Origin of the sequence: Succinivibrio dextrinosolvens DSM 3072 (genome assembly GCF_900167015.1) — a bacterium.
In the GTDB taxonomy this organism is placed as follows: domain Bacteria; phylum Pseudomonadota; class Gammaproteobacteria; order Enterobacterales; family Succinivibrionaceae; genus Succinivibrio; species Succinivibrio dextrinosolvens.
Genome location: NZ_FUXX01000016.1, coordinates 18,576 through 31,113, shown reverse-complemented (window position 1 = coordinate 31,113; position 12,538 = coordinate 18,576). Strand labels below are relative to the sequence as shown.

Sequence of the window (12,538 nt, the reverse complement as noted above, 5' to 3'; positions counted from 1 at the left end):
AAAGGTTAGCATATGATGTTTAAGTCTATTCCAGAAGCAATAATACAACATTCATTTGATAATCCAGATAAATTGTGTCTGGTTGATGATTATGGATCTGTTACATACAAAGAGTATGCCGATTTGATATTAAAAGGAATAACTTGTCTTTTCTCATATGGAGTTAAAAGAAAAAGCAAGGTTCTTGTTGAATCTAGCCAGACAATAAAGTACTTGGCTATACAGGCTTCTTTACAACTTGCAGATGCAGTATTTATACCGATTCCTGCGAATTGCTCAAATGAAAAAATACAGGATTTTATTTCGAAAGTCAGTCCAGATTTTTTGATTCTTAATTCAAAAAGGGAGGGATTGAATTTTGTTAATATTCTTTATTTCGATTCCTTTGAAAACTCTGTTTTTAACGTTTTACCGGCACAAGTTAGCAAATACCCTGAACCTAATGATGTTAGTGAGATTCTATTTACAACAGGAACAACAGGTAGTGAAAAAGGAATAATCATATCCTATGATAACAATGTTGCCTTAGCAGAAAACGTAATTCATGGGGCAGAATTAAAATCAGACAATATCGAATTTATTCTATCTCCTTTTAACCATTCCCATGGTCTAAGACGATACTATGCAAATATGTATATTGGAGCATCTGTTGTGATGCAGAATAGCGTTGTCTATTTAACCAATCTTTTCGAAAAGATGAGTCAATTTCATGTTAACTCGATGGATATGGTTCCTTCTGCTTTATCTATTATTTTGAAAATGTCTGGTGGAGAACTAGGGAAATATTCAAAACAGTTACGTTATATCCAGTTTGGATCTGCGCCACTTTCAGAGAAAGACAAAGAAACGCTAAGGAAAATACTACCAGACACGAAACTTTTAAATATGTATGGTTCTACAGAAAGTGGAATAAGCTGTATTTCTGATTTTAGTCGTGATTATAAGCAGAGAAGCATTGGAAAACCTGCAAAAAATTCTAATATTATGATAGTTGATGACAATCATAGAATAATAAGCTCATCAGAGAATAATCCGGGATTACTCTCATGCAAGAGCAGAGCTAATATGATTGGCTATTATGGAGAGAATGCTTCTTCAATTAAAGATGTAATGTGTGACGGAATTGTTTATTCAAACGATATTGCTTATATTGATGAGGACGGAGATATTGTTCTTTTAGGAAGAAAAGGGGATATCCTGAGCGTAGGTGGCTATAAATTTTCTCCTGAAGATGTAGAAAATATAGTCTTAAAATTTAACGGAATTGCAGATTGTGCCTGTATTCCTGTTAACGATAGTACAAAGGGGACAACTCCCAAACTGTTTATTCAACTTGAAAATCAAGTAAAAGAGGAGTTGTTTGATCTTGTGGGATTAAGATGTTTTCTGTCTGAACGTTTAGAATCGTATAAGATTCCAGAGTTTTATGAATTTATTTCCAAAATACCGAGAACTTATAAGGGAAGTTTACAGCGTAATTTACTGAAATGAGTATTAAATATGAAAGATATTAAAGAGATCCTCTTTTCTATATTAGAGGATATTCATCCTGAAATCGATTTTCGTACTGAATCAAGAAATTTTGTATCTTCTGGAATTTTGGTTAGTTTTGACATATTGCAGATTATTGATGATATTGAGAAATCATTCAACATAAAAATATCTGGATTGGATTTTATTCCTGAAAACTTTTCATCGATTCAGTCAATTGAAAATTTAGTTAACTCTAAGATTAAGGAGTAATTGTTATGAAAGCAACAATAAAAGGAGTATCAATTTCCTCTGTATGCGCAGTTGTTCCTTCTAGAGTTTCTAAATTTGAGGACGAGATAAAGTATTATCCATTCCCAGAGAGATCTTCAAGAAAACTTGCTCAGACAATGGGGTTTAGGGAACATAGAATTGCTCCAGCTGATGTAACTCTAATAGATCTTGCTGAATATGGGGTTAACTGTCTATTTGATAATAATATTATTAAAAAGGAAGATATTGATGCTTTAGTTTTTGTTAGTCAGCAGTGTGAATATCCAGTTCCTGGCAATTCAAAGGTATTACACAATCGACTGAAGCTGAGTACGTTAACTCATTGTGTCGATTTATACGATAACTGTAATGGCTTTATTTCTGGATTATACAATGCAGCGTGTTTTATTTCTTCCTCTGACATTAAGAATGTAATTCTTGTTAATTCCTGTGCTGGTACATGTCATTTAAATATCAAAGACAGAAATACTTATCCTATTATGGGAGATGCTGCCGGGATTACACTTATAAAAAAAACTAGTAATCCAGATGATTGTATTTATTTTGATTTTTATCATGATAGTTCTGAATTACATACTCTGATTGTGCCTTCTGGAGGCATGAGGAATCCATCTTCCGAAGAATCAAAAATATTGAAGGAAGATTCATTTGGAAATCTTGTTCGGGACGATGAACTTCATATGGATGGAACTCGTGTTTTTCATTTTGTAATGGATAATATTCCAAAACTTATTGAGGATACTTGTGATTATTCCGGTATTAGCAAAACTCAGATAGACTATTTCATTACTCATCAGCCTAATAAATTTTTAGTTGATAAACTAACAGATCTTATTGGTGTTAAGCAGGATATTATTTTTGATAATATTGTTGAAAACTTCGGTAATTCCTCCAGTGCAACTATTCCTGTAAATTTATGCTTCAATTTGTCAGAAACGTTGTTAAAGGAATACAAAAAAATCTGTTTTGCTGCTTTTGGTGCAGGTATGTCAGCAGGATGTGCTATTTGTAACGTGGGCAAACTGGATTTTTGTTCTGTTCAAGAATATCCTTGTGGTTAGATTTCAAATGGTTAGAGGAGATTTTTGATAATAAATATTTTCTGGTTTTTCATCAACTATGAATGAATTATGACAAATGGTATCCATATATCTATTTTTTACTACATTATTCCAATGTCTATAACTCATTGAATAATGAATAATGTCAATGCTAGAACCGTTAATAATGAATTCTTTTTTATAAAGATACGGAGCTGAAAAAAATAATAACTTCTCAAAGTATAGAATGGCTCGTTTGTTGCTGGATAAAACTCGAATTCTTAGTTCAGAAAAATTGAGTACCTCAAAATAATAATATATAGCAAGTCTTCCTACACAAATTCCTATGCGTCTGCTTTTATCTAACACATAAATCCCAAATTCTCCTGTCTTATTTGTGTAGTCAAGTTTTGTATAATTGATGACACCACAAGGTATTTTATTAATCGATACTCGATATACTAAATTTGATTTGTCTTTTGTTAAATTTTTACAATATACAAGATGCTCTTCTTTGGAAATGATGTTCTGGTTGAGCATTTTTTCTCGAATGAAGTCCCTATTTCGCCATTCGAGAATTTGGAGTTGTTCTTCTTTAGTCAGAGTAGTTATATTATTGAATTCGATCTGCATCGTAGTCTATTGTTTCTCAAAAACAACTAATTTAATAAGGAATTTTCTGGATCTTTGCGTATTTATTTGATACCTGATGCTGTTTTCTTACTTTTTTGAATTCATCAGAGATTTTTGCCTGCTCAACAGCAAGAATCTTTACCTGCTCTTTTATATGCTCGGCATAAGCTGATGCAAACTCCTTTGCCATATTGAGATTCTCATCCGTTAGAGAGTCTTTTATTTTTACTAATTCTTTTAAAAGCTCATGTGAACGATTTAAATACTCCTGGGCAAGCTCCAGATTATCTTTTTCAAGCTCTTTTGAAATTGATGCCTCTGTTTCTGTTATTTTTTTGATGATTTCTTGCAGTTCCATTTTAAATAAATCCTTTTGCTATATTAGCATCATGATTTAAATCAATATTAAGTTGTTCATCTGATCTTTTTGCCTGAGCTTCTCTCTGAGCCTCAATCGGAATAGCATCCCATGCTTTCTTAATTGGCATGAATGCTCGAAGAGCGTTATCCAGAGGCTCTGTTTTAATCTGGATAGAAGCTTCTGCCAGCTGATCAATCATGTATGAGTATATGTCAAAAAGACTTTGTGCAATAGAAGGACTTTGAGAAAAATCCAGAGTACTTCTAAGATTTTCTAAGATTGCTGTTGCTGTAGATAGTTTTTTTGCTTTCAATGCAAGATCTCCTCGTTCAATTGCACCTTTTGCCTGTGCAATTCTCTCGAACAGTCCCTGATAAAGCAGCTTGGTTACGTAATAGGGATCAGCAACGGACAATTCTGCATTGACGTTGGTTTTCTGATAGGCTTTTAGATTACGGCCGTACATAGATCTCTCCTTGCTTTTTACAATATTATTTCTAGGTGGCATGTTTTTGCCACCATAAGTTTTGTAATGTTTTAATGCAAGAAGAGTGCCGAGATTAAGAGTGAGACTGTTCCTGAATGAAGAATACTTCCTGTCTAGCCTGGCGACGGGCGCGAGCATTTTTAATAAAAGCCTGTCTTAGGCGAGAACGTCTCTGAGCTGTACTGTTATGAAGTAAACGACTTGATTTTTTCACGATTAAAACCTCCGAAAGAGCATTTTGTCACCCTCCTTTTCCTAATGCAAGCAAATTTGGGTATTCTGCAATCTGCCTCTTGTTCTTTTTATGCTATTCGGCTGTTTTATATGGAATTTTATATTAGTGTTGAAACACATGTTCCAAAAGTGTGAAGTTGTTCGTCTTCTATCCAACAACATGCTTTGATATGGTAAAATCATAAAATATTTTAGTCGGAGGAATTCTCCGCTAGATATTTCATTTCACATCATAGTCATTACAGGAACAATTCTGATGGATATCATTTTAGGTTCTCCAGCCGTTTCTATCTTTAGACTTGAAAAAATCATTCAATCTTTAGCAAAAGATGGCATCAAGGTAAGTTCAATCAATACTCATTTTGTTCACTTAGTTGATATTAAGGAACCTCTTACAGATGAGGAAAATTCTGTATTAAAGAAGATTTTGAGTTACGGTCCTTCAAAATCAGATACAGATTCTGATGGAGAATTGTTCTTTGTTATTCCTAGAATTGGCACAATTTCCCCATGGGCTACAAAGGCAACTGATATTGCCCACAACTGTGGTTTAAACAAGATTCTAAGAATTGAGCGCGGTATTGCCTACTACATTAAGAAAGAGCAGGGCTCTTTTGATGAAAGTGAAAAGAAAGTTATCAGTGCTCTGATTCACGACAGAATGATGGAGAATGTATTACCTTCATTCGAAGCTGCTGCAAATCTATTTGAAAAACAGACTCCAAAACCATTTAAGACTGTTGCTCTGACAACTCAGGGAATGAATGCCCTAAGAGTTGCCAATGTTGAGCTTGGTCTGGCCTTATCTGAGCCCGAGATGGAGTATCTGTTAGAGAGTTTCAAAGGCATCGGCAGAGATCCTACTGATATTGAGCTTTACATGTTTGCTCAGATGAACTCTGAACACTGCCGTCACAAGGTATTCAGTGCAGAATGGGAAATTGATGGCAAGAAACAGGATAAATCTCTGTTTGGCATGATTAAAAATACTTATGAGTCAACTCCTGACTATGTGTTATCCGCCTATAAGGATAACGCTGCTGTTATGGAAGGCTCTTGTGCAGGCAGATTCTTTCCAAATCCAAATCACGAATGGGCATATCATCAGGAAGATATGCCTATTTTAATGAAGGTTGAAACTCATAATCACCCAACTGCGATTTCTCCTTTCCCTGGTGCTGCTACAGGTTCAGGTGGAGAGATTCGTGATGAAGGCGCAACTGGTGTTGGTTCAAAACCAAAAGCAGGCATCAGTGGTTTCAGCGTATCAAATCTTAAAATCCCTGGTGCTATTCAGCCATGGGAACATGATTTTGGTAAACCAGATCGTTTAGCTTCAGCTCTACAGATCATGATTGATGGTCCTTTAGGAGGTGCAAGCTTTAACAATGAGTTTGGTCGACCAAATCTATGCGGTTATTTCAGAACCTATGAAGAAGAAGTTACAAGCTTCAACGGTAAGGAAGTTCGCGGTTATCACAAGCCAATCATGCTTGCTGGCGGATGGGGTAACATTCGCAGAGAGCACATTATCAAGGATCACATTGATCCTGGTGCAAAACTGATTGTTTTAGGCGGTCCTGCTATGAACATCGGTTTAGGTGGTGGAGCTGCATCTTCAATGAATTCAGGCGCTTCATCAGAGGATCTTGATTTCGCTTCTGTTCAGCGTGGAAATCCTGAGATGCAGCGTCGCTGTCAGGAAGTAATCGATGCATGCTGGGAGCTTGGTGAAGACAACCCAATCATGTTTATTCATGACGTTGGTGCAGGCGGTTTGTCAAATGCTATGCCTGAACTGGTTGCAGATGGTGGTGTTGGCGGTCGCTTTGATTTAAGAAAGATCCCAAATGATGAGCCAGGCATGTCACCTCTTCAGATCTGGTGTAACGAGTCTCAGGAAAGATATGTTTTAGCTGTTGCTGCTGAAAAGTTTGATTTATTTGAATCCTTCTGTAAGCGCGAGAGAGCTCAGTATGCTGTGATCGGCGAGGCTACAGAGGAGAGAAGAGTTGTTCTTGAGGATCCATACTTTGGCAATAAGCCAATTGATTTACCTTTAGATATTCTTTTAGGTAAACCTCCTCGTATGCACAAGGACGTTAAGACTCTTAAACAGAATTCTCCAGAGTTAAATCTTTCTGGTGTAACAGCTAGAGATGCAGCTGAAAGAGTACTACGTTTACCAACTGTTGCAGAGAAAACCTTCCTGATTACAATTGGTGACCGTTCTGTTACAGGTTTAGTTGCAAGAGATCAGATGGTTGGTCCTTGGCAGGTTCCAGTTGCAGATGTTGCCGTAACCGCAGCATCATATGATTCTTATCAGGGTGAAGCTGGTGCTGTCGGTGAAAGAACTCCTGTAGCTCTGCTTGATCATGCTGCCTCTGCACGTCTTGCTGTTGCTGAAGCAATTACAAATATTGCTGCTGCAGATATCGGTGATTTAAAGCGTGTTAAGCTTTCAGCTAACTGGATGGCTCCAAATGGTCACCCAGGTGAGGATTCTGGTCTGTTTAGTGCTGTTAAGGCTGTTGGTATGGAAATCTGTCCTCAGCTGGGAATTACTGTTCCTGTAGGTAAGGACTCCATGTCAATGAAGACCACCTGGGAAGAGGATGGCAAATCTAAATCAGTTACAGCTCCTATGTCTCTGATTATTTCCTCTTTTGCCCGTGTTGAGGATATCAGAAAGACCTTAACTCCACAGTTACGTACCGACAAGGGTGAAACCACTCTTATCTACATAACCTTAGGTGAAAGACAGAATCGTCTTGGAGGTTCTGCTTTAGCTCAGGTTTACCGTCAGCTCGGTGATAAGTGTCCAGATCTGGATCATCCACTACGTCTGAAGGGACTGTTTGATGCAATTCAGTTCCTGAATAGAAAGAATCTGCTTTTAGCTTATCACGATATTTCTGATGGCGGTCTATTCACCACTGTATGTGAGATGGCATTTGCCGGACATACAGGTGTGTCTGTAAGAATCGATCATTTAGGTGAAGACGATTTACCTGTACTGTTCTCTGAGGAAATTGGTGCTGTTATTCAGGTTAAGACTGAAGAAGCAGAAACTGTTATGAATATTCTTTCAGGTCACGGTCTTGCTAACTGCATCTTTGAGATTGGTTCTCTAAGAGATGATGATCGTATCGTATTCAGCAGAGACGGTAACGATGTAATCAATGAGCCACGTCAGTACTTCAGAAAGATCTGGGCAGAAACAACCTATCACATGCAGTCTCTTCGTGATAATCCTGAATGTGCTAAACAGGAGTTTGATGCAAAGGATGAATCAAATGACAGAGGTCTGTTTGCTGAATTAACCTTTGATATTAACGAAGATGTTGCTGCTCCTTACATTTCCAAGGGCATTGCTCCAAAGATTGCAATTCTGCGCGAACAGGGCGTAAATTCTCATGGTGAAATGGCTGCAGCATTCAATCGTGCTGGCTTTAACTGTATAGATGTCCATATGTCAGATATTCTGACTGGAAAGGTTAAACTTGATGACTTCAAGGGCTTTGCTGCATGCGGTGGCTTCTCATATGGTGACGTTTTAGGTGCTGGTGAAGGCTGGGCTAAATCAATTCTGTTCAACTCTGTTGCTGCTGAAGAGTTTTCTAGATTCTTCAACAGAAAGGATACTTTTGCCTTAGGTGTATGTAACGGCTGTCAGATGATGTCAACATTATCATCACTGATTCCTGGTGCAGAGAACTGGCCTCGTTTTGTTACAAATCTGTCAGAAAGATTTGAGGCTCGTTTTGTTGAAGTTGAAATTCAGAAGACCAATTCTGTTCTATTTGCTGGTATGGAAGGTTCTCGTCTTCCTATCGTTGTATCTCACGGAGAAGGTAGAGCAGAGTTCAGAGATGAAAAGCATCTTCAGGCTTTAGAATCTGCAGGTCAGGTTGCAGTTCGTTATATTGACCATGCTGGTAAGGTTACTGAGGAATACCCTCTAAATCCAAATGGTTCTCCAAATGGTATTACTTCTGTAACTAATGCTGACGGTCGCTTTACCATTCTGATGCCTCATCCAGAACGTGTAATGCGTACTGTTTCAAATTCTTACCATCCAGATAACTGGGGCGAGGATAGTCCTTGGGTAAGATTATTCAGAAATGCCCGTGTATTTGTTGGTTAATACAGATATAACAGACTGATTTTATCTAATTATTTAAAGTGTCGCAGTTGTGTTAATCAATTGCGACATTTTATTATTCATTTTTCTTCGCCATAAATTTGTCATACCTTTGAATAAGTATAACTATCATATTGATATATAATAATAAAATTCTAATGGCATAAATTTTGAATAATTCTCCCAAAAAGTAATTTGGAGAGATTTTATGCCAAATTTCGTAAGTGATGCAGAACTGTATCAGGAAATTTTTGAGAAAGAGCCTTCAGCAATAATCATACTGGACGAGCGTGGTGTAGTATGCAAAGTTAACCAGTCAGCTCTTGATATGCTGGGCGTGGAAAGTCTTATCGGCAGAAAATGGTATCAGGTTATCGGTGAAGTTTTCCGCCCTCAACAGGATGATGGTCAGGAAATTTCGACTAAAAACGGTAAAAGACTGCAGGTTTCTACAAAGCCTTTATCTCATGGTCAGCTGGTTCAGATGACAGATCAGACTGCAACCAGAGAGCTTACAGATAAGCTAAATCATATGGAGAGATTATCTTCTCTAGGAAAAATGGCGGCTTCACTGGCTCATCAGATTAGAACTCCTCTTTCTGCCGCAATACTGTATGCCGCAAATCTGGGTAACGCAAAACTGCCTCCTGCTTCACGAGGTATATTCCAGAAGAAGCTTATGTCTAGACTTCAGGCTCTTGAATCACAGGTTAGCGATATTCTTATGTATGCAAGATCTGGAGAGCAATCAGTTAAGTCCCTGGATGCGGTTGATATTGTAGAAGATGTCTCAAGCAGTGTTGTTTCACTTGTTGAAAAGCATGGGGCAGAATTAACTACAGATATCGGTCCTCGTCCAATGATCATTCTGGGTAATGTAACTGCATTAAACGGAGCAATTACAAATTTAGTGACAAATGCCATTGAAGCAGGTGCAAAAAAAGTTAATATAAAGCTGGAAGCTGATGAAAAAAATATTGTAATCAGTGTAAAAAACGATGGTCCAATGATTCCTTTGAATGTTCAGAGAAAGATTTTTGAGCCATTTTTTACCACAAAGAGCAATGGAACCGGTCTTGGTTTGGCTGTAGTTGCTGCTGTGGCAAAAGTTCATCAGGGACGTCTACAACTGTTATCAGATGAAAAAGAAACTGTTTTTTCAATGATAATTCCAAAATACGAAGGTACATTAGAGCCGACAGAAAGTATGAGGTCAGCCGATAATGTTGCCTGAATTAAGGATTTTTAAATGAGTAATAGCCAGATTCTAATTGTTGACGACGATAGCGAACTTAGAGAAGCTATCGTCGATACATTAATGCTAACAGGTTATGTCTGTCTTGAGGCCTCAAGTGGTGAAGCCGCTCTTGAGGTGCTTTCTAAGAACAGAATAGATATGGTTATCTCAGATATCCAGATGGGCGGAATGGATGGTCATACCCTTCTTAATACCATTCATGAAAAATACCCACAGCTTCCTGTTCTTCTGATGACTGCCTATGCGAATATCAACGGTGCAGTTAGGGCAATGCGCGATGGTGCGATTGATTACCTTTCAAAGCCATTTGCTCCTGAGGTATTATTAAATCAGGTTTCTCGCTATGTTCCTGTGAGCAAGATTGTAAGCGGTGAGCCTGTATTTGCAGACCCAAGTACAGCTGAGCTTTTAGCACTTGCTCTTAAGGTGGCATCCACAGATGCAACAGTAATGATTACCGGTCCATCTGGTTCTGGTAAAGAGGTTTTATCTAGATATATTCACGATAAGTCTGCTCGTGCTTCAGGCCCATTTGTTGCTATTAACTGTGCTGCGATTCCTGACACTATGCTTGAATCAACTTTATTTGGATATGAAAAGGGCGCATTTACAGGCGCAGTTCAGGCTTGTCCAGGTAAGTTTGAACAGGCTCAGGGAGGAACTATTCTGTTAGATGAGATAACAGAAATGGATTTATCTCTTCAGGCCAAGTTATTACGAGTTCTGCAGGAAAAAGAAGTCGAAAGACTCGGTTCAAGAAAAACTATTTCTCTTGATGTCAGAGTTATTGCAACTTCAAACAGAGATTTAAAGCAGGCGGTTGCTGAAAAGAAATTTAGAGAAGATCTGTATTACAGATTAAATGTTTTCCCATTAAGATGGCTTCCTTTATCCAAGAGACCTTTGGATATTATTCCAATTGCAAAATCTGTACTGTCAAAGCATGCATCAGAGGCATCTATTTCAATTCCTGAGCTTACTGAAGATGCTCAGAAAAAACTTTTATCATATGCCTGGCCAGGAAACGTCAGAGAGCTTGATAATGTAATGCAGCGAGCTTTGATTCTTGCCTCAGGTGGTAAAATCGATGCGGGCTGTATCATTCTTGACGAGAATTCTCTTGAAGAGGCTTTGCTTACTCAGTCTTTAAATATTGAGGGGATTTCTCCTACTCTTGATCTCGAGCAGCAGGTTCAAAAGCCTTCAGGTGTATCTGACGATGCAGTTAGAAATCAGAAGATTCCTCAGGATCTTGGTGGCGAATTAAAGCAGCAGGAATATCAGATTATTTTAGATGCCTTAATTGAGTTCAGAGGCTCAAGACAGGAAGTTTCAGAAAAATTAGGCATTTCTCCTCGTACTTTAAGATATAAAATAGCTAAAATGAGAGAAATGGGAATGATTATTCCTGGCTAGTTGGAGTACTTTTCTTAAGCATTATGGACTAGCATAAAGTATTTTTTCTTAAAGCAGAATCAAAGGAGTTTTTTTATGGCCTCAAAAATTAGAGTTCCAGCTCTGGAAAGAGCTCTTAATATTCTTGAGGTCCTACAAAAACATCATCGCTGTACTATATCAGAGCTTATTTCGATAACAGGGCTGCCAAGAAGCTCTGTTTACGTTTTGGTTGATGATATGGTTAAACTTCGCCTGTTAAGGCAGAACTCTGACAAGACTGTGCAGTTGTGGATGAAACTGGTATCTTTAGGTAATTCCGCTTCTGACTCTCTTGATCTTAAGGAGATGATTTCTCCTTATCTTGATAAGCTGATTTCTTCTGTCGACTGTCTTGCTGTTCATTTTGGAATTATGGACGATGACAAGGCCTACTATGTCCTAAAACGCACCAGTTCAAAATCAGGTATGAGAATTCTTTCTCGTGAAGGTGCTGAGGTTTCTCTAGTGCATTCTGCTTTGGGAAAATGTCTTCTGGCTTATCAGGACAGCATGCTCAGAGAGCGAATTGTTACAACCCTTGATTATACTCCTGCTACAGCTAACTCAATTACCAGTCCAGAGGCTTTACGTAAGGAGCTTGCCCAGATTCGTAACAGAGGATATGCATTTGATAATGCCGAGGTCGGTTTAGAACTCAGATGCATAGCTGTGCCGATTTTCGATTTGGACAATCATTTAATAGGAGCGATATCTGTGGTTGGCACAATCAATAATTTTACAACTGCAAAACTGCCTTCAATCATTGATTTAATGAAGAGAAGCTCGATTTCGATTTCATCGGGACTTATGCTTTGATTTATGGCGTCTCTGGGCGGAATTGAACCGCCGACCTTTCGCTTAGGAGGCGAACGCTCTATCCAACTGAGCTACAGGGACAGCATCATAAACATCTGAACATTATACAGTATATTTTGTTTAAGAATGTTTTTTTATTTGAATTTTAAATGGTTTTGGTCTTTTATGTGGGATCTTGAAAGGTATTCATCAAATACAGCTGTTATAGATGACAAAGGCAATAATCTTTCCTATGGAGATCTTTTGTCATATGAAAGAGAATTATGTTCCCGTGTAGAATCAAGATCTCTGGTTATGCTGTTTGCAAGAAATACCTTAGGAGCATTTATGGTAGATAATATTCCGAAAAATTAATCATGGA

At 37.9% G+C, this 12,538-nt stretch carries 12 protein-coding genes and 1 tRNA gene; 8 read left to right on the top strand and 5 right to left on the bottom strand.

Features of this window, described 5'->3' with window-relative positions; all coding sequences use genetic code 11:
* Positions 1-12 precede the first annotated feature (12 nt).
* From B5D46_RS05860 to B5D46_RS05850, 3 genes are read left to right on the top strand one after another with little or no spacing between them, the layout of a single operon-like run.
* Positions 13-1,491: a class I adenylate-forming enzyme family protein gene (locus B5D46_RS05860; protein WP_078928660.1), complete on the top strand. Its 1,479-nt coding sequence runs from the start codon at positions 13-15 to the stop codon at positions 1,489-1,491.
* A gap of 9 nt (positions 1,492-1,500) precedes the next feature.
* The gene (locus B5D46_RS05855) at positions 1,501-1,743 is read left to right on the top strand and encodes an acyl carrier protein (protein ID WP_200805024.1); all 243 of its coding nucleotides are present in this window, start codon (positions 1,501-1,503) and stop codon (positions 1,741-1,743) included.
* Between the two features lie 5 nt (positions 1,744-1,748).
* On the top strand, positions 1,749-2,825 hold the full coding sequence (locus B5D46_RS05850; RefSeq protein ID WP_078928659.1) for a 3-oxoacyl-ACP synthase III family protein: 1,077 nt from the start codon (positions 1,749-1,751) through the stop codon (positions 2,823-2,825).
* A gap of 3 nt (positions 2,826-2,828) precedes the next feature.
* Here the strand turns inward: B5D46_RS05850 and B5D46_RS05845 are convergent, their stop codons facing one another.
* The 4 genes from B5D46_RS05845 to B5D46_RS12140 all read right to left on the bottom strand — a co-directional run bounded on the left by B5D46_RS05845 (position 2,829) and on the right by B5D46_RS12140 (position 4,499).
* Positions 2,829-3,437: a hypothetical protein gene (locus B5D46_RS05845; RefSeq protein WP_078928658.1), complete on the bottom strand. Its 609-nt coding sequence runs from the start codon at positions 3,435-3,437 to the stop codon at positions 2,829-2,831.
* Between the two features lie 31 nt (positions 3,438-3,468).
* On the bottom strand, positions 3,469-3,795 hold the full coding sequence (locus B5D46_RS05840) for a hypothetical protein (RefSeq protein WP_078928657.1): 327 nt from the start codon (positions 3,793-3,795) through the stop codon (positions 3,469-3,471).
* 1 nt (position 3,796) lies between these two features.
* Entirely contained in the window at positions 3,797-4,264 is a 468-nt protein-coding gene (gene fliS, locus B5D46_RS05835; RefSeq protein ID WP_051639174.1) for a flagellar export chaperone FliS, read from the bottom strand.
* Positions 4,265-4,358: 94 nt separating this feature from the next.
* Positions 4,359-4,499 (bottom strand): hypothetical protein, encoded by a 141-nt coding sequence (locus tag B5D46_RS12140; RefSeq protein ID WP_156027234.1) that lies wholly within the window; start codon positions 4,497-4,499, stop codon positions 4,359-4,361.
* 276 nt (positions 4,500-4,775) lie between these two features.
* Between B5D46_RS12140 and purL the strand changes: the two genes are divergently transcribed.
* From purL to B5D46_RS05815, 4 genes are all read left to right on the top strand, one after another.
* A complete protein-coding gene (gene purL, locus B5D46_RS05830; RefSeq protein WP_078928656.1) occupies positions 4,776-8,669 on the top strand; it encodes a phosphoribosylformylglycinamidine synthase in 3,894 nt (1,297 codons plus the stop codon).
* Positions 8,670-8,874: 205 nt separating this feature from the next.
* Positions 8,875-9,900, top strand: coding sequence for a sensor histidine kinase (locus tag B5D46_RS05825; RefSeq protein ID WP_078928655.1), 1,026 nt, complete (start codon positions 8,875-8,877; stop codon positions 9,898-9,900).
* A gap of 15 nt (positions 9,901-9,915) precedes the next feature.
* Positions 9,916-11,340, top strand: coding sequence for a sigma-54-dependent transcriptional regulator (locus B5D46_RS05820; protein ID WP_078928654.1), 1,425 nt, complete (start codon positions 9,916-9,918; stop codon positions 11,338-11,340).
* Positions 11,341-11,415: 75 nt separating this feature from the next.
* The gene (locus tag B5D46_RS05815) at positions 11,416-12,177 is read left to right on the top strand and encodes an IclR family transcriptional regulator (protein ID WP_078928653.1); all 762 of its coding nucleotides are present in this window, start codon (positions 11,416-11,418) and stop codon (positions 12,175-12,177) included.
* A gap of 4 nt (positions 12,178-12,181) precedes the next feature.
* Here B5D46_RS05815 and B5D46_RS05810 read toward each other — a convergent pair.
* Positions 12,182-12,258: transfer RNA gene (locus B5D46_RS05810), tRNA-Arg, on the bottom strand.
* A gap of 84 nt (positions 12,259-12,342) precedes the next feature.
* On the opposite strand from B5D46_RS05810, the gene B5D46_RS05805 reads away from it, so the two are divergent.
* The gene (locus B5D46_RS05805; RefSeq protein ID WP_078928652.1) at positions 12,343-12,531 is read left to right on the top strand and encodes a hypothetical protein; all 189 of its coding nucleotides are present in this window, start codon (positions 12,343-12,345) and stop codon (positions 12,529-12,531) included.
* The last annotated feature ends 7 nt before the right edge of the window (positions 12,532-12,538 follow it).